A 22,605-nucleotide genomic window follows, 5' to 3' on the forward strand; every position below is an offset into this window, starting at 1 on the left:
ATGAACGGGCAAATGCGAACATCGGCCGAGTGTGCGTGCGGAGTGACGCGGCTTGCCCCGTCGCCTACGGGGGCGTTGCATCTGGGGAATGCGCGGACGTTTGTGGTGAACTGGGCACTTGCGCGGCAGCGTGGGTGGCGGGTGGTGCTGCGGATTGAGGATCTTGACACGCCTCGGGTGAAGGCGGGGGCGATCGAGGAGACGATCGAGACTTTGGCGTGGCTGGGGCTGGATTGGGATGAAGGGCCTTTTGTGCAGAGCGATGATGTGGAGGTGTATCGGGAGGCGATGCGCAGGTTGGTTTCGCGCGGGCGGGTGTATGCGTGCGGGCTGAGTCGAGGGGAAGTTGAGGCGGCGGCGTCGGCACCGCAGGAGGGTGTGCATGAGGTGCGGTTTGGGCGGGAGTTGAGGCCTGAGGCGATGAACGCACGGTTTGATGATGAGGCGACGAACTGGCGGCTGGTGGTGGATGAGGGGGTGGTGGAGTTTGTTGATGGGTTTTGCGGCGCGACGCGGGTGGATGTTGCGGGCGAGGTGGGGGACTTTGTGGTGTGGACGCGCCGTGGGCAGCCGGCGTATCAGTTGGCGGTGGTGGTGGATGATGCGAGGCAGGGCGTGACGGAAGTGGTGCGTGGTGATGATCTGCTGGGATCGGCGGGGCGTCAGGTGCTGGTGCAGGAGGCGCTGGGGTTTGGACGGAGGCCGAGATATACGCATCTGCCGCTGGTGCGTGGGGCGGATGGGCGGCGGCTTGCGAAGCGGCATGGCGACACGCGACTTTCGACCTATCGTCAGATGGGGGTGAGTGCGGCTGCGATTGTGGGGTTGATAGCGCGATGGAGCGGGGTTGAAGGCGGGGCGGCGATGTCGGCTGCGGAGTTTGCGGCGAAGTTTGTGCTGGAACGGATGCCGCGGGAAGACGTGGTGTTCGGGAAGGAGGATGAAGCATGGTTGATGGACAACACATCCGGCGTGTAAGCGGGAAGAAGGTGAATGGCGTGGCGCGAGCGGCGGCGACGCTGATGCTGCTGCTGGTGATTGTGGGGGTGGTGGTGCTTTCGACAGGTCCGAGCGGGTGTCAGGCGAACCATGATTCGTCGATTGCGACGACGAGTGATGCGGAGGTGCAGCGTGCGCTGACACAACGTGCGACGAATGGGAAGGTTTTTGAGCAGGTGAAGATTGCGGGGCGTGAGTTCTGGTTGGAACTGGCGGCGGATCATCCGACGCGGTTGCGTGGGCTGGGGGGCGTGACGGAGATTGCGCGTGATGGGGGGATGCTGTTTGTGTTTCCGGATTCGCGTGGGCGTGCGTTTGTGATGCGAGATTGCCTGGTTCCGATTGACATACTTTTTCTGGACAAGGATGGGTATATCACGGCGATGCACACGATGCCGGTGGAGGAGCCGCAGGGGGAGGATGAGTCGGATTTTGAGTATGAGGATCGGTTGACGCGGTATTCGAGCCGGCTTGCGGCGCAGTTTGTGATTGAGATTCGTGGGGGTTTGAAAGACGAGTTGAAGGTGAATGTGGGGGATCGGATACCGCTGGACGTGGCGAGGCTGAAGAAGCTTGCCCGTTGAGCCGATAGCGCGTGCATGTGGGTGGAGGATGTGCGCGTGAGTGGAGCAAGACGTCCGATAGTGCTGGTGATTTGTTCGAGTGCGCATCCTGGGCCTTGTCCGGGGTGGGTTGAGCAGGTGGTGTGTGCGTGGCCGGACCCGAGGCCGACGATCCGGCGTGCGACGCTGGAGACGGTGGTGGATCGTGGGTATCAGATTCCGGCAGGCGCGGTGCTGGTTTTGTGGCACGAGTTGGGGGACCGGAGTGCGCTGCTGTGTCAGGCGTTTGATCGCGTGGCGGGTGAGCAGTTGCCGATGGTGGTGCTGGCGGGCGAGCCGGAAGTGATGGCGCGGCACGCTCCTGCGGGGGTGTTGGTGCGTTCGCGGCGTGCGGACCCTGCGCTGGTGAGTGTGATGCTGCGGACGTTGTTTGAGCGGCAGGCTGCGGTGGAGTCGCTCAAGGGGGACAAGAACGCGGTGCTGCATTCGCAGGCGGGGCTTGCACATCAGATGGAACAGATGCAGGAGGAGTTGACGCTTGCGGCGCAGATCCAGAGCGAGTTGATCCCGCGACGTGGGCCGACGATTGAGGGGCTGGATCTTGCGGTGATCTGTCGTCCGGCGGGGTATGTGAGCGGTGATCTGTTTGAGGTGACGAGGCTGGATGAAGAGCGTGTGGGGTTCTTTCTGGCGGACGCGGTGGGGCATGGAGTGCCTGCGGCGCTGCTGACGCTGCTCATAGCGAGATCGATCAAGATGAAGGATGAGGCGGGCGCGGTGCTGGAGCCTTGCGTGGTGCTTGATGCGCTGAACCGGGAGATGGTGGAGCGGAACGTGACGGGGTCGCGGTTTGCGACGGGGGTGTATGGGGTTTTGAATCTTCGGTCGGGCGAGGCGGTGATTGCGGGTGCGGGGCATCCGGCGCCGATGGTGGTGGGGAGCCGGGGTGTTGAGCGAGTGACGACGGAAGGGCCTCTGCTGGGGATTTTTGATGATGCGGTGTTCACGCAGCAGGCGGTGAGGCTTGGGGCTGGGGATGCGTTGGTGGTGTTCAGCGATGGGTTTGAGTCGGCGTTTCCGCGAACGGCGGAGGATGCGTATTCGCTTCGGCTGACGAACGAGGACTATCTGGAGAGGCTGATGGATTTTGCGAGGGACTGCTGCGGGTCGAGTTTCGAGGCGTCGGCGATGCGGTTTGGGGAGACGCTTGATGCGCAGTTGGGGTCGCTGCATCAGACGGATGATCTGACGGCACTCGTTTTGAGGCCGAGGCGGGCGAAGGTTGGGCGCGAGGCGGCGTGAGGCTGGCGGAATTCGTGCAAAGTCGAAAATCCTGAAAAAAATTGTGCGATGCAGCTGAGAGATTCTGCGGCGTGCAGCAGAGGTCTGGTGACAACAACCGCCAGCGTCGCATGTGTTGTGTGACGCGGCTGGGCACCATGCTTCAGCAGGGAGTTTCGTTCATGCTTTGCCCCACGTCAGCCCGCTTTGACATGCTTGGGCTCGGGGGTTACGCGGCCAGCCGCCGCAGGAGGGCCGACCACTGACCCATACCAATCACTGACCCGACTTTTCCTCTCTCAAGTCTCTCCTCTCTCAAGTTTCTGATTCATGTCTTTCTCGTTTCTGACTCTCTCTCCTCTCAACTCTCAGAGCCACGCGTGCGAAAGTGCGCGTGGCTTCTTTTGCATGAGTGCGCGGGCGTGGTGGGAGCGCGGCGCGGGCGAGAAAAAAACTTGTGCGACATCTGAGAGAAACGGTACTGCGGCTGCAGAGGGATGGTGTCCGCATCAACACACCCTTTGCAACTGGAGAACCGCATCATGAAGATTGTGAAACTTGCCTCGATCATGTCCGCCACAGCATTTCTGGCTGCTCCGGCCCTGGCCTTCCCTGTCAATGGAACGTATTTTGACGATCCGAACAATTGCGACAATCATGGCACGCTGATGATTGTCGAAGAAATCGGACGGGCTCCGATGTTTCCGACGACGTGCCGCATTACGGCTTCGTGGGCTTTCTCGTCTGTGACGGCCTGCCCGATGACTGACAGCCCGAACATTCCGAATGTTGAGATTCGCATTACGAACATCTCGGGGCGTGCCTGGACGGATCTGTTCTATGTTGGAAACGTTGAGACTTTCTTCTCGAACTACGACGGCTATGGCGTGTCGGTGACGAGCCCGGCCGGGGCGCACGGGCTTGCGGTCAAGATTGACAGCGTGGGCGGCAACACGCCACTGATCTTTGAGAGCGGTGCTGCGGATGGCATCTTCTCGGTGGGCGAGTCGTGGGTCTTTGTGCTGCAGGACTGGACGAATGGCGTGGGGTTCGCGCCGGACATGCTCGACTCGCTGGATTTCGCGGGCTTCTCGTTTATGTCGTCGGGCAGCATTGTTGCGACGATGGTGCCTGCACCGGGCTCACTGGCCTTTCTGGCTGCGGGCGGATTGCTGGTCCGCCGTCGCCGTGCCTGAACGCACATCGGCCGCGCGGGCCCAACCGTCCGCGGGTCGTTTCATGTCCCTCTCTCTCTCTTCTCCGACCTCACGCGGCCTGACCCCCGCGTGCTGTCGTTTTGTGCTTAACGCCGGCGACGCCACAGTCCAAGACTCACAAGCGCCAGCGCCGATGTGGGTGCAGGAACCACTACAAATGCGAGGGTGTAGCCCACTGCTTCGGCTGTTTCCTGGAACCAGATGCTGTATATGCCGGGGCCGAGAGGCGGGAGGAAGCCTTGTCCGCCGAACAGCGGAGTGGCGAGATCATCGAGGATGTCCTCGCCCTCGAGCGATTCGGGCAGGCCTCCCACGAGTGTGGCACCGAGGAACACGCTGGTATCGAACTCGCTGGTGACTTGAGGCCCGGCCTGGAGCGCGATGAAGGATTGCTGCTGCTCGCCGGACGCGGGGGCGTAGCGTTCGAGAATAATCGCTGCCAGTTGCTGACCAGCCGCGATTTCGAACGAGAAGTAGTCGGGAGTGATGTCGGGCATGACATCAAGCGTGCCGAGGACTCGGTTTGCACCGAGCGAGAACACACCGAGTTGCGTGGGTGCGAAGCCGTCGGATGAGAATGAGCCTTTGATGGATTCATCCCACACGACGTTGCTGACTGCGGTGCTGGCGGCAGCGGAAGCAACGGCTGTCAAAGTCAGTATTGAAATCTTGCACATGTCTTTCCCTTTCTCTCGCTCCAGTTTGGTGAACGCCACATCCTGCCGTCCTTGCAGGCATTGCGCACAGAGGCAGCGCCCGATCGCGGTTCATTAGTAGCGGTTTCGCCCGCGTGCGTGCGTCGTATGCACAAGTCGGGCGAGAAAGCGCACAATCGCGCCAAAATGAGGCGTGATCATGGGGGCTATCACACCAGATTGTGAGCAGGCCTCCCTACGTTCGCAGGCCGGTTGCCGGTCTTCCCGCCGGCGCTGCTTGATTCTTCGAAGCCTACACGGGGGCTTAGGGTGAAGGTCTTGAGAAGATGGGTCTATGCTGGAGAATGAGCAGAATCATGGGCATCCGGCCGCGAACGCAGACAGGAATGCCTGCACATCAAAGAAGTTGAGGATGCCATCGTCATTGAAGTCGGCGGCAAGGCTGCCTGAGGCGTATGCGTTGAGGAATGCCTGAACGTCGAAGAAGTCGAGCAATGTATCGCAGTTGAGGTCGGCAGGGCCGCAGGAAGGATCGGGCGGGCATGCATTCCATTGTGCGACGCGTTCGGAGATGTAGCCACCGACGCTGAGAAACTCGCCTCCGAGATAGAGATTTGAGAGTCCGGTGTTGGGATCGGGGATGGTGATGAGGGCGTGAACAGCAGCGGATGTGCCGACGGTCGTTAGCCCTTGCAGAGGTGACCATGCGTTACGGTTCCAGCGGGCGATGTAGTTCGAAGTGATGCCTCCAGCAGCGACAAAATTTCCGGCTGCATAGAGAGCGGTTCCAGTGCCGTCGTCAAAGGTTGAAAGCGCGAGAACCGAGGAACTGGTGACGCCGTTGGCACCGGGTCCGTAGAGCGGGGACCAACCGGCTTCATCCCACTTTGCGATCCGGTTTGCGGTGATACCACCTGCAGAAGCGAATGAGCCTCCGACATACAATGCGATTCCCAAGCCGTCGTCAAAGGCCGCCAGAGCGGTGACAGTGCTTGAGACGCCGGTGCCTCCGCCATCGGTTAATGCGTACCAGCGCTTGCCGTCCCAGCCTGCAATGCGGTTGACGGTCACTCCTGCGGCGGTGGTGAATGCACCGCCAGCATACAGGATTGGCCCGGAGCCGTCATCGAATGCGAGCAGCGTATTGACTGCGCTGTTGACGCCAATTCCACCGGTGCCGGTGAGTGTGGACCACTGTTTTCCGTCCCATCGTGCAATGTTGTTTGCGGTTTCACCTCCTGCGGTGGTGAATACGCCACCAGCGTAGAGCGCGGGCCCGGTGCCGTCATCGAAGACAGCAAGTGCGATGGCCTGTGACCCGGAGCCGGCAAGACCGACGGCGGCGGGACCGGTGAGAGAGGACCATTGGGATCCATTCCAACGTGCGACTCGGTTGACGGTGATTCCGCCGGCGGTGGAAAAATCGCCTGCGACGTAAAGAGCGGGGCCGTTGCCATCATCAAAGACAGTCATAGCACGCACGGATCCGTTGGTGCCTGTTCCACCAGGACCGACGAGTGGCAACCACTGCGAGCCGTTCCATTTGGCGATGCGATTGACGGTGGTGCCTCCGATAATGGTAAAGCCCCCGCCGGCGTAGAGAGCGGGCCCGGTGCCGTCGTCAAAGTATGCGAAAGCGAAGACGGTGTTGTTCATCCCGGTCCCCGTGGGGTCGGGGAGGGTTGTCCATGCGGTACCACTCCACATGCGGATTTGCGTGATGACGTAGTTGTTTTGAGTAGCGGTGAGGTCGCCTCCGACGATGAGTTGAGAGCCTTGAGGAGAGTTGAATGATGCGAGCGCGCGAACCGTGGTGGTGGTGCCGGTGCCTCCGGTTCCGGTGAGCGCGGACCAGAAGGTGCCGTTCCATTTTGCAACGCGATTGACGGTCACTCCTCCTGCGGTCGTGAACCAGCCTCCTACGGCGAGGGCTGGTCCGGAGGCGTCGTTGAAAACAGCGAAGGTCAGAACGATGTTGCCCACTCCGGTGGCGAGCGAGTTTGACATGGCAAGCCAGTTCTGGCCATTCCACTTTGCGACTCGGTTGACGCGAAGATCTCCAGCGAAGATGAAGTTTCCTCCAATGAACAGCGATGGCCCTGATCCATCGTTGAAGACAATAAGGGCATTGACGACGGGGGCGACGACGCCACTGAGTCCGGTGCCGCCTGAGCCTTCGAGTGCGGACCATTGGTTTCCGTCCCAGCGTGCGATATGTCCTACGGCGACGCCGCCTGCGGTCGGGAAGGATCCGCCGACGAAGAGTGCTGGTCCGTCGCCTTCGTCATAGACGGCCAGTGCAAGTGCTCTTCCGTCGACGCCGATACCGCCGGGCCCGGCTAGAGCGGACCACTGCGCCCCGTCCCAGCGTGCGACGCCATTGACTTCAATTTCGCCTATATGTGTGAAATCGCCTGCGATGTAAAGTGCGGGTCCGGAGCCGTCGTCGTAGGAAGCGATCGCGTAGACGGAATCTCCGCCGAGACTCGGCGCTCCGCCTACTGCGGACCACTGCACTCCGTCCCATCGGGCGATGCCATTGACTTCGAGTTCTCCGATATGGGTAAAGTCGCCTCCGGCGTAGAGAGCGGGTCCAGTACCGTCGTCATGGACGACAAGGGAGCGGATTGTTGCGGCACCCAGGTTGTTCCGCATCGGGCTCCCTCCCTGCGTCAGGAAGTACCAGGCTGAACCGTTCCAGCGTGCGATGTGCGCGATGTTGGTTTCGCCGCATCCGAAACTGGTAAATGCCCAAGCGACGTAGACGGCCTCACCGGAACCATCATCCCATTGAAGCATGGCGGTAGCAGGGCCATTTGAAGTGCGCGGGCAAAACGTGTGCGACATCCACGCGGGCTGGCAAGGCTCGGGGCAATCGGCGAAGGCAGGCCGGATGGCGATTGCGAGGATGGCGACGAGGAGGAAACGTGCGTACATAGTGTGCTCCGGGCTCTGGTGGCGACTGATTGGTCAGACAGCGTGGGGTGCGGATGTTGCTGGGCGACTGTGGTGCCGGATCATGGGCAACCGCCTGCGTATGCGTTGAGGAACAACTGAACGTCGAAGAAATCGAGGGTACCGTCGTTGTTGAGGTCGGCGGCTAGTTCGTGGCCAGCATAGAGGTTGAGGAACATCTGAACATCGAAGAAGTCCAGAATTCCGTCGTTGTTGAGGTCGGCAAGGCATGTCTTGACGTCCTGGAACGCTCGCCACACGGCGGTGTTGGGAGAGGTCACGCCTGAAGCGACCATGAACAGGCCTCCGACGTAGAGCGAATGGTGTGTACCGTCGTCGAAGACGGTCATGGCTTGTACGCGTTTCTGGCCCTCAGTGCTGTACACACCCGGATCGTCGGGAGCTTCAACGTTGCTCAGCGGGTCCCAGTTCGTACCATTCCAGCGGGCGATGTTATTGACCCGAACGTTGATTGTGGTCAAGAACTCACCGCCGGCATACAGCGCGGATCCAGAGCCGTCGTCGAAGACTGTGAGAGCGTTGACTACACCATTCAACCCGCCACCAACCCGCGACCACGTCGTGCCATCCCATCGCGCGACGCGAGAGGCATTGAGGCCCAATAAAGAAGTGAAGTCTCCCCCAACATACAGGTTCGGGCCGGTGCCGTCGTCGAACACCGTAACGGCGAACAAGGAATTATTGAAGCCGGTATTGTGGAGCGCGGTCCATGTCACGCCATTCCATCGTGCGATTTTGTTGGCGCTGATGCCTCCAGCGCTTCCGAAGTTGCCGGCAACGTAGAGAGCGGGTCCGTTTCCATCGTCAAAGACTGTTATGGCTGCAACGGAGCCGCTTGTACCGACGGCGCTTGTTCCATTCAGGGGTGACCATTCGAAACCGTCCCAGCGTGCGATACTGTTGACCAACTCTCCGCCTGCGGTGTTGAACGAGCCGCCGACATAGAGTGCAGCACCGGTGCCGTCGTTGTACTCGGCCATGGCTTTGACTCCTGTGGTTCCGCCGACTCCTGGCGCGCCAGGTCCGAAGAGAGGCGACCATGCGGCGCCGTTCCATCGGGCGATGCCGTTGACGGTCACTCCTGCTGCCTGGGAGAAACTGCCTCCGACGTAGAGGGCCGAACCCGAGCCGTCATCGAAGACGATTGATGCATGTGCAGGGCCGTTCAGTCCCGTGTCGCCTGGCCCGGCAAGTGGGGTCCATGCCGAACCGTTCCATCGAGCAACGCGATCGAGTGGTTGGGAAACGCTGCTGCGGAAATCTCCGGCAGCATAGAGAGCAGGTCCGGATCCATCGTCGAAGACCGAAAACGTGTTGACGACGCCAATGAGCGCGGCACCTCCGTCCGTCGGGATCGGTAGCCAGCCTTGAGCGTTCCAAAGAGCGAGATTGGACACTTCCAATCCGCCCGATGTTGAGAAGGTGCCGCCTACGACAAGGGCAGGATCTGGACCAATATCAGATACGATTACAACTCTGGCGTGAGACGTGTCCGATTGATTGTTCGGTCCGATCCCAAGGGTGGCTCCATTGACAGGCGACCAGCCCGATGCGTTCCATTTTGCAATTCGGTTGGCCCGTACCCCGCCGGCAAAGTAGAAGCCGCCTGCGGCGTAGAGGGCTGGTCCTGAGCCGTCGTCAAACGAGGTCAGCGACCAGACGATGTTGTTGACGCCTGTACCCGAGGGGCCGGACAATGGAGTCCAGAATGATCCGTTCCATCGCGCGACATGATTGGCGAGCGTTAGCCCAGCTGAGAGGAATGCTCCGCCAGCGTAGAGCGCGGGGCCGGTGCCGTCATCGTGGACCACCAATGTCAGAACAGCATCGGACATACCGGCGATGAGGTTCTGCGCGACGCGCGACCACACGCTGCCGTTCCAGCGGGCGATGCGGTTGATCGCAGATCCCCCCGCATTGGAGAAGTACCCTCCGACATAGAGCGCGGTACCCGAGCCATCGTCGTGGACGACCATAGCGGTGACGCGCTGATTGACGCCGTTGCCCCCGGGAACGATGATCGGGGTCCAATCGCTCCCATCCCAGCGTGCGATGTTGTTTGCAGAGATTCCATCGGCATTGGCAAATTCGCCGCCGACATAGAGGGCTGGGCCCGAGCCATCGTCGTACACTGCCAAGGCGCGGACCTCCCCATCGACGCCGTTGCTGCCGTCGCCGCTCGACCCGATGAGCGGCGTCCACTCGTGTCCGTCCCAGCGAGCGATGCGGTTTGCGGGCACCCCTCCAGCGGTGAGGAATTTGCCCCCAACATAGAGGGCGGGACCGGAACCGTCATCGAAGATTGCCATGACCTCAACACTGTCGCTGACGCCGACGCCGTTCGGGCCCGAGAGTTTTGACCAGGTTTGGCCGTCCCAACGGACGATTCGATTGACCTGAGCGAGGCAGGCGACCTCGGAGATATTCCCAGCGATGTACAGTGCCGGCCCGGTCCCGTCGTCCCATGTGATGGCGGCTGTGACGCTGCCGACGGTCCCCGGCAGACAGAAAACGCCTTGAGCCCAGTGCGGAGGCTCAGAGTCCTCGGCCCATGCGCATGGGCTTATCAACGTCGCGAGGCCTATTTGGAAGGCACCGATGCCGATCCAGAAGGGCACTATGCGGCGGAGACTTCGCAGCACGCGACATGTCAGACTCATGTTCAACTCCAAGTGGACCCAGCGATCGTAATGAGCACCTGAGTATACCGAAAACAGCGTCATTTGCTTATGAAAGGAGAAAAATGGGTGGTAAAATTTCACCGGTCCGCAGGCGACCTGGGCTCCTGGCTCGTTTCAATTTGTTCTGGTTATCAGAATCATGAGCGGAAGGGAGGGGCGGGGTAGCTGAAATTAGGTTGTGGGCGATGGGTCGGAGTTAGTATGCTGGGGTGGGCACAGGACGGGCGGATGCGTGCGCGGTTCACTTGGGGGCGGGCCAGGAGCGTTGGCATGAGACATCTTGACGGCAGGCTGGGATGGGCGCTTGGTGTGGCGGTTGCGCTGGTGTGTGCTGTGGGGTCGGCATCGGGCGGGCGAGAAGATGTGAAGGTGCAGCCCGCAGGCAATTCGCATGTGGCCGAGGCTGTGCGCCTTGTCGTGCCCGGCGAACCTCGGCCCGGTGTGCAGATTGAACTGACTTTGCCGCCAGAGTGTTGGAACGTGTCGGGTGGCGAGTCGCATGTGTCTGTGGGCCAGTCCGGTTTCGCTATGGGTCAGCGCGCGCAATCGGGCCTCAGTCTTGTTATCGAGCGCGTGCTGCATGTGGATGCCGGGCTCATGCTCGGCGGGTCGGTGGTCGGGGGAGGTACGTTCTCGCTGGCGCAAGCGCCCGACGGGACGTTGTGCGGCGGTGTGTGGATGGGGCGTGACGTGATCGGTCTTGAACCGGGATCGCTGCCAGGCATGGTGCAGCCTCGTGTGCTTGATGCGGCGCGGCTGGTGAACTGTCATGCGCACGCGCTCGGGCTGCCCGCGCTTGGCGATGATCGGGTCAGTATGGGCCAGGCCGTGCTCGGGGCCCGCCAAGAAGGGGCTGCGTTCAAGACCCAGCGCGGAACGCTGTGCGCCGATGACCCAGGCACGATCGATGTGCTGATCGTGTACACCCCGCTTGCGCTCGCGGCCGCCGGAGGGTTCGGGGCGATTCAGGCTCGGGCGCTCGACTTTGCTGCTGCGACCGGGACGGCTGCTGCCAACAGTCAGATCGAGGACTTGGCGGTCAGTATCGCGGGCTTCGAGATGGTCGCGTATGACGAAGTGGCGCCTGACTGGCTTGACCATCTTTTTCGCGTGACCAATCCGACCGACGGCTTTCTTGACGAGGTTCATGCGCTGCGCGATCAGTATCGAGCGGATACGGTCATGCTGGTGGTGGATGATCCGCGCTTCAGCGGCGGCGCGGCGTGGTGGGCGATCTGGTCGGAGGCGCAGGCCTTCAGCGTGATGAACTGGCGAGAACTGGGCGGCGGACACCTGACGGCGTCGCACGAACTGGGGCACAATCTTGGGTGCGCGCACGATCGGCAGCACGACGAATCGGCACCCTTCGACTTCTCGTGGGGCTACCGCTACGAGTCGGGCGGCACGTTGTATGGGACCATCATGTCGGTCGGGCCCGATGTTTATATTCCGAATTACGCCAACCCGAATGTTCTTGGACCCGGCGGCGAGCCAACCGGGCGCGGGCTCAATCACCCACTGCCCTCTTATACCGCACTGACGATCCGAGCCTCGAAGTGGACACTGGCCAACTATCGCCAGAGCCTGCGCGACCTCGACTGCAACAACAACGGAATTGCGGATTCCATTGAGATTGCGGGCGGCGCGGCCGACGAGAACGGGAACGGGATTCTTGATGAGTGCGAAGAGCGCGTGATGGTGGACGGGGAGGCTGCGATCGAGGGAGCCGGCACATCATGGGCCGACGCACGCCGCGACCTGCACGAAGTTCTCGCGCTGGCGTCGCTGCGGTGCAATCCGGTCTTCGAGATCTGGGTGGCCGACGGTACCTATCTGCCAGGAGCCGAGAGCAACGACCGATGGTTGCGTTTCAGTCTTCGCCGAGGCCTGAGCCTGCTCGGCGGCTTCCAGGGACAATCACATCCGACAGGCGGCGAAACCGAAGCCAGCCAGCGCGATCCGGCTGCCTACGAGACCATTCTGTCGGGCGATATCGGTGTGCCCATCGACGCAGGCGACAACTCGTACGCGGTCGTGGACGCATTTGATGCCGACCAGACAGCGGTGCTCGACGGGTTCACGGTGCGCGATGGTGCTGCCTTTGGCGACGGGGCCGGGATCTACGTCTTCGAGTCGGGCTGCACTATCCGCAACTGCCACATCACATGGAATGCGGCCCAGAGTTCGGGAGCCGGGCTCGCGGCGTCCGGCCCGGGGAGCGTGAGGATCGAAGATTGTCTATTCGATCTCAATAGCGCCCAGTTCGTCGGCGGCGCGATTGTGCTGTGGTACGGAGCACACGCCGAGATCATCAATTGCACCATCATCGATAACATCGCCGATTACGGCGGAGCCATCGGTGTCCATACCGCATCGGAGGCCACGCTCGTGTCGTGTCTGATTCAGGCCAACCAGGCGGAGTTCGGGGGCGGGGGCTTGGAAATCTTCGACGCCAGCATCGTACAGATCGTCGACTGCGAGCTGATGATCAACCGGACAATCAACGGCGCGGGCGGCGCGTTGCAGATCGGTGACAGCGCGAGCGTGTCAATCGTCGGGAGCGTGCTGAGCGGCAATGAAGCATCATGGGTCGGAGGGGCGATCGCATTGTACGAAGCGACCCTTGAACTTGAGGATTCGGCGCTCGAAGCCAACGAGGCCGAGTATGGCGGCGCGCTCGCCCTCTCTTTTGCGGAGGCGACGCTTGATCGCGTGCGCATCGAGGGCAATCTGGCGCGGGAATCGGGCGGGGGCATCGACATTTTCGGGGGTTCGCTCGATGCGACCAATACGCTGCTGGCGGGCAACCACGCCAAGAACATCGGCGGAGGCATTGTGATCAGCGAGGGGGCTGCGCCCGCGATCATCAATTGCACGATCGCGCGCAACACAGCGGGCAACCTCGGCGGCGGCATTTCGACGCACGATTCAAATGTCATCATCGCCAATACCGTTGCGTGGGAGAACACGGCTGGGTGGGGTACGACGCAGGAGCAGCAGATCTTTGTCTTCACCTCTCCGCCCTCGGTGCGTTATTCGATTATCGAGGGCTGGAGTGGTGGTGGGATGGGAAATTTGTCTGCCAATCCGCAGTTCGTGGACGCGAACGGCGGAGATTTTTCCCTGTTGCTCAGTTCGCCAGCCATCGATGCGGGATCGAACCCGGATCTGCCGGCACTGTTTGCGGTGCTCGATCTTGCGGGCCAGCCGAGGAAGGTTGATGTTGCGAGCGTTGCGAATACGGGGGTCGGGCCTGGGCCGATTGTTGACATCGGGGCGTTTGAACACCAGCCTGTAGCGTGTCCGGGGGACTGGAACGGGGACGGTGTGCTCGACTTTTTCGATGTGCAGGGATTTCTCGGGGCTTTTTCGAGCCGTGATCCGCGTGCCGATCTGAACAACGATGGGTTGTTCAATTTCTTTGACGTGCAGATGTTCCTGCAGGCGTTCAGTGCGGGGTGCCCGTAGCCGGTGGGTTGCCGGTGTGATGAGCGGCTCGAACAGTTCTCGAATGGGCGCGGCTGGATTCGAACCAGCGAAGGCATTGCCAGCAGATTTACAGTCTGCCCCCTTTGGCCACTTGGGTACACGCCCGTTTCCCGCGCGTCGGCGCGCGGGCCGAACAATACGCCTGGCTGGCCCCGGCGACAACTCGGTCGACTTCTGGTGCTTTTACTGATCGCGATCGGGCGGGAGGCGCTGCAGCTTGCTGATTCGCCCCGAGGCGTTCCAGTCCTGAACATACACATTGCCTGCGGAGTCGAAGTTCATGCTGTGCGGGGCGGTGAACACACCGGGTTGCCATGCCTCGGGCGGCACGCCGTGGTTGGCCCATTGCCCGCGGTCGGGGTTGTCGCCCAGAGTGCTGACGATCTTGAAGTCCTTGTCCATGAGCACGACGCGGCCTTCGAGTTCGGCCACGCCCATCAGCCCGCCCCAGAATGCGATGGCGCACGGACGACGCAGGTCGGTCGCCACGACATCGACAAACGCGCCGTCGAGAGTGAAACGCTGGAGCCTGCGTCCTTCGCGGTCGCAGACGATGAGCATGGGTGTGTCGCTGCGCGTGTCGATGCCCAGTCCGTGACAGGTCTGAAACTGCCCGGGTTCCTTGCCGGGGCCGCCGAAACTACGAAGGTAGTTTCGATCCTTGTCGAACTGATGGATCCAGTTTCGGCCATAGCCGTCGGCGACGTAGATATCGCCGCCAGGGGCGACTGCGACTGAGGTCGGGTTGTAGGCTCCGGGGTTGTCGTCGTACTTGCCCGACTCGGCCGGCACGCCCAGCCGCCAGACGACCTCGCCGGCGAGCGTGAACTTGACGACGGCATCACCCGCCAGATGCACCGCGTAGAGAAACTCGACCGCTTCTTCGCCGCTGCCTTCGAGCACGATCACCATGTGGTGAATGCCGACGAACTCGTGGCCGAAGGTGCGCACGAGTGTGCCGTCGGGCGCGAAGACCATGATGCTGCGTGCGGTATCGGTGTTCGTGTAGACAAACCCCGACTTGTCGACGACCAGCCCGCCATGCGTGTTGCCCATCGGGCCTTCAAATGGCAATTTGCACCAATCGGGGACAGATTCGTAGCGATGGTCACCGTGGCCGAGCGTGACCGCATGCGTCAGCGCAAGCCCATCGATCGGAGCGGGGGCTGCATGCGACCAGTGCTCGGCATGAAGGAAGTGCCCGGATTCGCCGCTGGCCTCGGGGGGATGAGCGAACGACCCTGCCGACCCCGCTGACCACACCGCCAGAACTGCCACACACGCCACATACCGCATCGGAATTCCTTTCACTTCGAGTAGCATGACATGGTAGCAGAATGCGCAGGGAGGCAAATCGTGAGCCAGAGAGGCGTGGGCTTGCTTTCCACCATGGCGGGGGTGAGATTTTGTGCTCGCGTTGCTTCTCACTCCGCAAGGTAACTGCTCAGAAAGATCGCCAGATCCGCTTCGGTGTGCTGGCCGTCGAGATCAAGGTCAGCCGTCACGTCCCCCTGGCCGTAGGCGATGAGAAAGTCGATGGGGTCGAGCGTGTCGATGTTCTCATCGCCGTTGAAGTTTGCGGGCATGCAGAGGATCATCGCATATTTCACCGCCTCGCGCGCATTGACCAGGCCATAACCTGTCCACTTGTCATATCCCGTCGGCCCGATGTCAGTCGCAGTTGCTTCCAGAATGCACTTCACATCTTCAAAAGAAAGGCCCGGATTCACCTTCAGCATCAACGCCACAATACCCGCAACCTGCGGCGAAGCCCACGACGTGCCAGCGGAAAATGAGTTCAGAAACCCATACTCAGCACCCTGCTCCGTCACTTCGTCATATGCAAACGTCGTCACAATATCCTCAATCGGCGCGACAACGCTCAGGACAGGAACATGATCTGTGTCGTCATAATCAGGAAAGATACTTGCTCTGCACGAACCCAGCGCCGACCGCAGCGGATTAATGCGCGAATGACAATGCCATCCCTGCCCAGTCCGGCACGCACCGCCGACAGTGATCGTTTTAGGATGCCACCCGAGCGGGTGATTCGTAGTCGTGCCGCCAGTCCCGGCTGTGCATGCCGGTTCGTCGGGGTAGTCATCAGTCCAGCAGGGATCTTGCGGCGTCGACGCACTGTTGCCGGTGATGGCAATGATAATACAGCCGCGTTCGTAGGCTTGGTCGATGGCGATGTTGAGTGGGTTTGTTTGAATGCAGAACTCGGATGAGCCATACCCATCGATACTTTCAAGAGCCGTGCAGATGACCCGCGCACGAACCGGGCCCCATGTGGCTGGAGTGCATTCCAGGTCTCCGGGACTCCAGCCCGCAGCGTAACGAATGGCAGTGGCGAGAGACGCTGCCGTGTGCATGCAGCCTCGACAGGGATCAAGCAACCGCGGAGTCACCCTGATTATCAGCAAGCTGCAATCCCAGCACACGCCAGCAATACCGGTCTCATTGTGGGTTAACGCACCAATAAGGCCTGCCAAAATTGTGCCGTGTGGTGTTCCACCTCCAACCCAAAGTAGATCTTCGACATCTGTCGGGCCACCTTCTGGATCAGGAGGATCAAAGACACTTGGGTCGCAAGGACATGCTATTGGATGCAAATCGGAACTGCCATACACGATCGTCGCGCTTGCCGGATGAATCTTGCCCTCAAACTCCGGGTGGTTCATGTCGATCCCGGAATCGATGATTGCAATCGTCGTGTTCGGATCGTTGTGATCGATCGCGTATGGATAATCGAGCGTGTTATACCCGACCAGCGTCCACGCATACGTCACCTTGGTCGAGTGCAGCCAGAGTGCTGTCCATGCGGGGCAAGCGTTGACGATTGGAACAGTGGGTCATTGACCAGCAATGTCGGCTCGATGTTTCCGAACCCGCCACCCAACTGACCGAACGCCCCCCCCCACAGGCAGCAAAATCCAGCCGAACAAGATCGCAGCCACACCGATCAACCGATGAAAACGTGCCATAAAATCCTCCAATTCAGGTTGACGACACAGGGCGGACGCATCATACTGAATAGATACGGAACACGCAATTGGAATTCGGACCAACCGTACAAGAATTCTCACGTTTCGGAGATTTCAGCCATGGTGAGACCCGTCATCATCCTCGCAGCATTTCTCATCACCATGCTCCCGTCGCTTGCTTTCGCTCAGGATCGCCAGTTCCGCGCGTGGTTCGAAGCCCCCGAAACTGTTTTGGCTGGAGATACATTCCAAGTCTGGATGTGGGCGACCTATGAAGTGAACGGTATACCTGAGACTGTTGGAAACATGGATTCCGCATTGGGTAGCATCGAGGTATCCGGTGATCTTGTCGCCTTTGCCAACGTCTCGCAACTTCTCCAGGGCTTGTTTTATTTTTTCGAGCGGGGTACACCGGACGGACCGTGGCTGCGCGACTTTGCGATAGGACAGCCGCAGGTCCCAGGTGCCATCATCGACGAGCGCAATCCACTCCCGATTCTGATGTTCGAGATTGAGACAACGCCCGACACAACCGGCCTGCTGCATGTGAACTTGCGACCTTATGCTGAATATCTCACTGCTATCTTGTATTGGCGGGATCCAGATCTTAGCTCTGAGAATTGGCCGAACACGTTGGATCCAGGCATCTCGCTCTCGACTTCTTCTGCCACCATCCGCATCATCCCCGCGCCAGCCTCCGTAATCATGCTCGCCTTCGGCTCCGCCCTTACGCGCCGCAGGCGGTGAATCGCCTCCCCGAATCATCAAGCAGAGAACCGTAGTCGCATGCCCACAATCTTGTGGGAGCCCGGTTGAGAGCCGCACGGAGCGCGGCTCAGCGTTCATACAACGTTCCGAACTCGGCACTCCGCCCGTGTGCTGTCACGCGCATCCAGGCTTCGTCAAAGCGGGCGGAGAGACTGGCGAGCGTCTGTTCGTCGCCACTGGCTGCCAGCACGCAGGCTGCGCTTGCCAGTGCGTCGGCCAGGGTGCCGCTGCGGGCGATGACGGTCGTGGCTGCATTGTGCGTCAGTGCGTGGCCGTCGCGCGGGTCGATGATGTGTGAGAAGCGCTCGCCGGCGATGATGACGAACTGCTCGCGATCGCCCGAGGTTGCAACCGCTGCATGGGCCACTATCAACTCAATCGCGTCTGTGGACCCGGCTTCGACTCGCACCCGCCAGCCCGCTTCGCCCGGCGGCGGATGGCTGACCGTGATATCGCCCCCCAGGTCGATCAGTGCCGAAGCGATGCCGAGTTCTGCCAGCGTGCGGAGGGCTTCGTCGGCGGCGAAGCCCTTGCCGATGCCGCCCAGATCGAGCGACATTCCGGCGGCGGCCAGCCGTACGCGGCGCGTGGCAACGTCCACTTCCATGAGTTCGTGGCCGGTGACCTGCCGGGCGGCTTCGAGTTCGTTGGCGTCGGGTATTTCCCCGCTTTGTCTGGCAGCTCGCCACAGGCGCACGGTCGGCCCGACGGTGGGATCGAACGCGCCGCTGCTCAGATCCGCCAGGTCTTTGGCCCACCACAGCACGGTGCACAGGTCGTCGCTGACTTCGTGCCAGACGCCAGCCTCGCGTGAGCACAGGAGCATGAGTTCGCTGTCTTTGCGGTAGTCGCTCATGACGGCGTCGAGGTGGTTGAGTCGGGCATACACCGCACGCTCGGCCTGGCGGGCGGCGGCTTCGTCCTGAGCAAAAAACACGACCCGTGCTGCAACGCCCATGACGATTCGTGTACACTCGTAGCGGGCAAGGGGGGTTTGACCGCTTGCCGACGCGACCCACGCAAGGAGCACCATGCCGCTCGTCAGCACGTTCATCCATGGCCTGTGCATGACACTTGTGCCCATTGCACTGAGTGTATCAGGCTGTTCGGAGTCACCGACCTCGAACGCTGCTCATGCGCAGCATCGCGCTGAGTCGATTTCATCGCCCAGCCCCCCGCCCGACGAAACGCCGCCGGGCCACCAGCCGCCGCCGATCGATCGCCCCGTGATCGATCAGCCTTCGATCATGCCTTCGCCTGATGATGCGCATGCTCAGTCGCGCCGCTTGCGCACGGTTCCGGGCACGGCGCTTGAGTTCACGATGGTGAAGATTCCGGCGGGCGTGGTGTCGCTGCCTGGGCCTGATGGCGCGGCGATCGATGTGAAGGTCGGGCCTTTCTGGGCGATGACGACCGAACTGACATGGGATCTGTATGACGTGTTCGTGTTCAATCTTGACGAGCAGGGCACGCAGGCCGACGCGGTCAGCAGGCCCAGCCGCCCATACATTCCGCCCGATCGTGGTTTCGGGCACGCGGGGTACCCGGCGATCAGCATGACGACGCGCGGGGCTGAGGGGTTCTGCCAATGGCTCAGCGCCAAGACGGGGCGGACGTATCGCCTGCCGACGATGGCCGAGTGGAAGCACATGGCGCTGGCGGGGGCGGCGGGGCCGTACTCATTTGCCGATGCGGCGACGATCGACGACCACGCCTGGACCGCGCGCAACACCGACGAAGCCACGCGCCCTGTCGGACAGAAACTTCCCAATGCGTTTGGCCTGTATGACATGCACGGGAACGTCATGGAATGGGTCCGCACGCTCGATGGCAAGGGCTTTCGGGCGGCGGGGGGGTCGTATCGCGACGAGCCTGCAGAGTCCACCGCCGATTCGTTTGCCGAGCAGGACTGGGAATGGAACATGACCGACCCGCAGATCCCCAAGAGCACGTGGTGGCTTTCGGACGCCAGCTGGGTGGGGATGCGGATCATCTGCGACGATGAAACCGTCGGCGAAACATCGCAACCTCCTGCTGCCACACACAACCCTGCGCAAGGACATGAACCATGAGTGAGCCTCTGAGTCGTCGCGACTTTGTCGCTGGTGTTGCGGTCGGAGTTGCCGCGGTCGGGGCTGCGACAGCGCTCGGATCAGTTCCTCGCGCCCGCGTGCAGGAGGTCGATCCGGCGCCGCGCCCGCGCCGGGTGCGCAAGGCGCTCAAGCTCGGGATGATTGCCGAAGGCTCGACCGCGGTCGAGAAGTTTCAGATCGCGGCCGAGTGCGGGTTTGAGGGCGTGGAGCTTGACTCGCCGGGGCGCGTCGAACTGGTTGATGTACTGCGTGCCAGGGAGGAAACGGGCATCGAGGTGCCCGGCGTGGTCAACGCGGCGCACTGGTCGCGCCCGCTGAGCGAACCCAACGACACGACCCGCGCCGAGGGCCTGCGGGCGCTCGAAGCCTGCATCCGCGAGTGTCACGACTTTGGCGGCTCGACGGTGCTGCTCGTGCCGGCGGTGGTCAACAAGGTGGTGCCGTACGCCGATGCGTACAAGCGTTCGCAGGATGAGATTCGCAAGGTGCTGCCGCTCTGCCGCGAACTCAATGTGAAGATTGCGATCGAGAACGTGTGGAACCATTTCCTGCTCAGCCCGCTGGAGGCGGCCCGCTATGTCGATGAGTTCGAGTCGGACCGCGTGGGGTGGTACTTTGACGTGGGCAACATTGTCAACTATGGCTGGCCCGCGCACTGGATTCAGACGCTGGGGCATCGCATTCTGAAGATTGATGTCAAGGAGTTCAGCCGCAAGAAGCGCGATGAGGAAGGCCTGTGGAAAGGCTTCAACGTCGAGATCGGCGAGGGCGACTGCGACTGGCCGGAGGTGCGCGGCGCGCTCGATGACATCCGCTTCACGGGCTGGGCCACGGCTGAAGTGCGCGGCGGCGACCGCGAACGCCTGGCGGATATTTCCCGCAGAATGGATGATGTGCTCAACGTGTGAGGAGGAGGGTGGTGGGTGGGGGTGGAGACTTGACAATACAGCAAAGACCTCCTACTGTATGTCCAGCCCCAATGGCGGGGCGTGCTCTTTGGCAATCGCAAACCGCAGTTGAGTGATGGTACCACCACCAAGTGCCCAAGGTTCGCCAAGGGCACTCCGTCGCGCGACCCACAGTGAGCGTGTCGTGGGCTACTAGTGCAAGGGAATCGGCAACGAGGACCGGCATGAGCAGCACCGAGCACGGAGTATGTGCGTCGTCGTAAAGAGACTTGTTTGTTCAATCGTATAGAGAGCAGCAGTCAAAGAACGGGGGTTTGTCGCGGTTCTCGCCAAAATGGTTTTGGTAGGCGCGACATTCCGTTCCCTGTCACCGTGCAAAAGCATGGTGGTACTAATATAAGGAGTTCAGCAATGAACAAGCCTTTACGACTGCGGCGTGGAGTCATTCGACTCCCGATTGTTCAGGTAGTGTCCGCGATTGAGGTCTTGAACGACCCCAAGATGCGGGCAACCCTGGTTGGTGATCGGCGTCAGGCGATCGACGAGGTTGTCCGATTGCTCGAAAGAGCAAGGAGCAATCAGATCGACGGTATGGTGGAGGTAGACGAACGGCATGTCGGCGGCATCCTGAGAGTGCTCATCGAGCTCGTTCCCTGGATGCGCGACTTGCTCTTCCACTTCTTCGACGACGAACAGAACTAAACCCCCTTTTCACGAGATTCACGAATGCTTGCCGTAGGAAAAGCCATTCGAACGTTGAGAGCCCGCAAGGGTGTGAGCCAGAAGGAACTGGCCGAGCGGGCGGAAATTACTCCTTCGTTTCTGAGCCTCGTCGAGGGCGACCGTCGCGACGCCAGTATCAAGGTCATCGAACGCATTGCCTCCGCGCTTGATGTTTCCTCCGAAGTCCTCATTTGGGAGGCCGTCGAACTCCCCGCAGACTTGAGCGAAAAAGACCGGCGCATGTGTGAGCTTGCAAAGATCATCGTTCGTGGGGTGTACGAGAATGCGACAAGAGCCGCCGACGATCCGACGCCCGCTTGAGCCGCGCGTCGTCACCATTCAGCAACTCGCGGCCTTAGTCAATCTCCCTGTAAACCAACTGGACCGCTTTGTACTAGAAGCGCCCAAGCTCTATTCAAGTTTTGAGGTGCCTAAGCCTAACGGCAAGACCCGTACCATCCGACCACCCGCACGACCACTGCGCGACTTGCAACGAATGCTTCTGGAAGTCCTCCAAGAGTGCGTCCGTTATCCGCGTTGGTTGATGGGCGGCGTTCCCAAGCGTTCAATCTTTGATCATGCCAAGCCCCACGTCGGTTGGAAGATGGTGGCGACGTTCGATGTCAAAGCGTTCTTTCCCAGCACCAGGTCTGCGATGATTCGGCCTGTTCTCGAACGGATCGGCATTAGCGATGCGGCTGCGGACGCGGTTCTACGCCTCGTCATCAAAGATGATGAGCTGCCCCAAGGTAGCCCTACCAGTGGCTTCTTGGCCAATCTCACGCTCGAACCAGCTGACCGGCGCATAGACGCGCTCTGCCGCAGGCACGGATTGAACTTTACACGTTACGTTGATGACATGGCAATTTCAGGCAACACGGATTTGACGAAGTTTCAAGGCGCGATTGTTGAAGCGGTGAAAGAGAGCGGCTATGAAGTCGCGCCGGAGAAAATTCACTACATGGACCGAAGCAAAACCCAGTTGATCACCAAACTGCGAGTGAACGACAAGATACGCCCAACGCGAGAGTTCATAGCAGAGGTTAAGGCCGACATTTGGGAATGCTTGAACGTGGGCGCGGCTGTGGTTGCCATCGAGCGCGGCGTGCAGTTGCACAGGCTGAAGAGTAGCTTAACCGGCAAAGTCTCGCACATCCGAAGCGCGGACAGAGAAGCCGGGGAGAAACTAAAGGGCATGTTGTATGGAGTAGATTGGAATCAGCAGTTGCATACAAAGTTTGATGTGCCATCCCTAACCGCATGA

Annotated in this window: 17 protein-coding genes and 1 tRNA gene; 11 read left to right on the plus strand and 7 right to left on the minus strand. The window is 60.9% G+C overall.

Translation table 11 applies throughout. The features are described from left to right. The 4 genes from gluQRS to KF757_13890 all read left to right on the plus strand — a co-directional run bounded on the left by gluQRS (position 1) and on the right by KF757_13890 (position 4,039). Positions 1–978: a tRNA glutamyl-Q(34) synthetase GluQRS gene (gene gluQRS / locus KF757_13875; protein MBX3324065.1), complete on the plus strand. Its 978-nt coding sequence runs from the start codon at positions 1–3 to the stop codon at positions 976–978. After that, positions 948–1,583, plus strand: coding sequence for a DUF192 domain-containing protein (locus KF757_13880; protein ID MBX3324066.1), 636 nt, complete (start codon positions 948–950; stop codon positions 1,581–1,583). Before gluQRS ends, KF757_13880 begins: the two co-directional genes overlap by 31 nt. Before the next feature lie 36 nt (positions 1,584–1,619). Next, on the plus strand, positions 1,620–2,864 hold the full coding sequence (locus KF757_13885) for a SpoIIE family protein phosphatase (GenBank protein ID MBX3324067.1): 1,245 nt from the start codon (positions 1,620–1,622) through the stop codon (positions 2,862–2,864). Positions 2,865–3,385: 521 nt separating this feature from the next. Continuing rightward, on the plus strand, positions 3,386–4,039 hold the full coding sequence (locus tag KF757_13890; GenBank protein MBX3324068.1) for a hypothetical protein: 654 nt from the start codon (positions 3,386–3,388) through the stop codon (positions 4,037–4,039). 107 nt (positions 4,040–4,146) lie between these two features. Here KF757_13890 and KF757_13895 read toward each other — a convergent pair whose 3' ends face one another. The 3 genes from KF757_13895 to KF757_13905 form a co-directional block, all read right to left on the minus strand. Beyond that, positions 4,147–4,737, minus strand: a complete 591-nt coding sequence (locus tag KF757_13895; protein MBX3324069.1) for a hypothetical protein — start codon at positions 4,735–4,737, stop codon at positions 4,147–4,149. A 333-nt stretch (positions 4,738–5,070) separates the two neighbouring features. Then, on the minus strand, positions 5,071–7,653 hold the full coding sequence (locus KF757_13900; GenBank protein ID MBX3324070.1) for a hypothetical protein: 2,583 nt from the start codon (positions 7,651–7,653) through the stop codon (positions 5,071–5,073). Between the two features lie 80 nt (positions 7,654–7,733). Then, positions 7,734–10,352, minus strand: a complete 2,619-nt coding sequence (locus KF757_13905) for a hypothetical protein (protein ID MBX3324071.1) — start codon at positions 10,350–10,352, stop codon at positions 7,734–7,736. Between the two features lie 291 nt (positions 10,353–10,643). Here KF757_13905 and KF757_13910 point away from each other — a divergent pair, with 291 nt between their 5' ends. Next, positions 10,644–13,841, plus strand: coding sequence for a hypothetical protein (locus tag KF757_13910; GenBank protein MBX3324072.1), 3,198 nt, complete (start codon positions 10,644–10,646; stop codon positions 13,839–13,841). A 44-nt stretch (positions 13,842–13,885) separates the two neighbouring features. Here KF757_13910 and KF757_13915 read toward each other — a convergent pair. The 3 genes from KF757_13915 to KF757_13925 all read right to left on the minus strand — a co-directional run bounded on the left by KF757_13915 (position 13,886) and on the right by KF757_13925 (position 16,654). After that, positions 13,886–13,967 (minus strand) — tRNA-Tyr (locus tag KF757_13915). A 78-nt stretch (positions 13,968–14,045) separates the two neighbouring features. After that, positions 14,046–15,185, minus strand: coding sequence for a hypothetical protein (locus KF757_13920; GenBank protein ID MBX3324073.1), 1,140 nt, complete (start codon positions 15,183–15,185; stop codon positions 14,046–14,048). A gap of 101 nt (positions 15,186–15,286) precedes the next feature. Then, positions 15,287–16,654, minus strand: a complete 1,368-nt coding sequence (locus tag KF757_13925) for a S8 family serine peptidase (protein MBX3324074.1) — start codon at positions 16,652–16,654, stop codon at positions 15,287–15,289. Between the two features lie 315 nt (positions 16,655–16,969). Here KF757_13925 and KF757_13930 point away from each other — a divergent pair, with 315 nt between their 5' ends. Then, positions 16,970–17,596, plus strand: a complete 627-nt coding sequence (locus tag KF757_13930) for a hypothetical protein (GenBank protein ID MBX3324075.1) — start codon at positions 16,970–16,972, stop codon at positions 17,594–17,596. Positions 17,597–17,684: 88 nt separating this feature from the next. On the opposite strand, the gene KF757_13935 is transcribed toward KF757_13930, so the two are convergent. Then, positions 17,685–18,686: an FAD:protein FMN transferase gene (locus KF757_13935; protein ID MBX3324076.1), complete on the minus strand. Its 1,002-nt coding sequence runs from the start codon at positions 18,684–18,686 to the stop codon at positions 17,685–17,687. A 157-nt stretch (positions 18,687–18,843) separates the two neighbouring features. Here KF757_13935 and KF757_13940 point away from each other — a divergent pair, with 157 nt between their 5' ends. The 5 genes from KF757_13940 to KF757_13960 all read left to right on the plus strand — a co-directional run bounded on the left by KF757_13940 (position 18,844) and on the right by KF757_13960 (position 22,605). Next, positions 18,844–19,689 carry an SUMF1/EgtB/PvdO family nonheme iron enzyme gene (locus KF757_13940; GenBank protein ID MBX3324077.1) on the plus strand — a complete coding sequence of 282 codons (846 nt, stop codon included), beginning with the start codon at positions 18,844–18,846 and terminating at the stop codon, positions 19,687–19,689. Continuing rightward, on the plus strand, positions 19,686–20,618 hold the full coding sequence (locus tag KF757_13945) for a sugar phosphate isomerase/epimerase (GenBank protein MBX3324078.1): 933 nt from the start codon (positions 19,686–19,688) through the stop codon (positions 20,616–20,618). Before KF757_13940 ends, KF757_13945 begins: the two co-directional genes overlap by 4 nt. A 411-nt stretch (positions 20,619–21,029) precedes the next feature. After that, positions 21,030–21,320: a hypothetical protein gene (locus tag KF757_13950; protein MBX3324079.1), complete on the plus strand. Its 291-nt coding sequence runs from the start codon at positions 21,030–21,032 to the stop codon at positions 21,318–21,320. A 24-nt stretch (positions 21,321–21,344) separates the two neighbouring features. Beyond that, positions 21,345–21,662 carry a helix-turn-helix transcriptional regulator gene (locus KF757_13955; GenBank protein ID MBX3324080.1) on the plus strand — a complete coding sequence of 106 codons (318 nt, stop codon included), beginning with the start codon at positions 21,345–21,347 and terminating at the stop codon, positions 21,660–21,662. Then, positions 21,625–22,605 (plus strand): RNA-directed DNA polymerase, encoded by a 981-nt coding sequence (locus KF757_13960; protein MBX3324081.1) that lies wholly within the window; start codon positions 21,625–21,627, stop codon positions 22,603–22,605. The genes KF757_13955 and KF757_13960 overlap by 38 nt, the downstream gene beginning before the upstream one ends.

Source organism: Phycisphaeraceae bacterium (assembly GCA_019636795.1).
Classification (GTDB): Bacteria; Planctomycetota; Phycisphaerae; order Phycisphaerales; family UBA1924; genus JAHBWW01.

Bases quoted from the DNA above. Each gene is read 5' to 3' on its own strand.
- KF757_13895 (MBX3324069.1), bottom strand. From the start codon at position 4,737: ATGTGCAAGATTTCAATACTGACTTTGACAGCCGTTGCTTCCGCTGCC.
- KF757_13945 (MBX3324078.1), top strand. From the start codon at position 19,686: ATGAGTGAGCCTCTGAGTCGTCGCGACTTTGTCGCTGGTGTTGCGGTC.
- KF757_13880 (MBX3324066.1), top strand. From the start codon at position 948: ATGGTTGATGGACAACACATCCGGCGTGTAAGCGGGAAGAAGGTGAAT.
- KF757_13910 (MBX3324072.1), top strand. From the start codon at position 10,644: ATGAGACATCTTGACGGCAGGCTGGGATGGGCGCTTGGTGTGGCGGTT.
- KF757_13950 (MBX3324079.1), top strand. From the start codon at position 21,030: ATGAACAAGCCTTTACGACTGCGGCGTGGAGTCATTCGACTCCCGATT.
- KF757_13930 (MBX3324075.1), top strand. From the start codon at position 16,970: ATGGTGAGACCCGTCATCATCCTCGCAGCATTTCTCATCACCATGCTC.
- KF757_13905 (MBX3324071.1), bottom strand. From the start codon at position 10,352: ATGAGTCTGACATGTCGCGTGCTGCGAAGTCTCCGCCGCATAGTGCCC.
- gluQRS (MBX3324065.1), top strand. From the start codon at position 1: ATGAACGGGCAAATGCGAACATCGGCCGAGTGTGCGTGCGGAGTGACG.
- KF757_13920 (MBX3324073.1), bottom strand. From the start codon at position 15,185: ATGCTACTCGAAGTGAAAGGAATTCCGATGCGGTATGTGGCGTGTGTG.
- KF757_13900 (MBX3324070.1), bottom strand. From the start codon at position 7,653: ATGTACGCACGTTTCCTCCTCGTCGCCATCCTCGCAATCGCCATCCGG.
- KF757_13960 (MBX3324081.1), top strand. From the start codon at position 21,625: ATGCGACAAGAGCCGCCGACGATCCGACGCCCGCTTGAGCCGCGCGTC.
- KF757_13955 (MBX3324080.1), top strand. From the start codon at position 21,345: ATGCTTGCCGTAGGAAAAGCCATTCGAACGTTGAGAGCCCGCAAGGGT.
- KF757_13935 (MBX3324076.1), bottom strand. From the start codon at position 18,686: ATGCACAGGCCATGGATGAACGTGCTGACGAGCGGCATGGTGCTCCTT.
- KF757_13890 (MBX3324068.1), top strand. From the start codon at position 3,386: ATGAAGATTGTGAAACTTGCCTCGATCATGTCCGCCACAGCATTTCTG.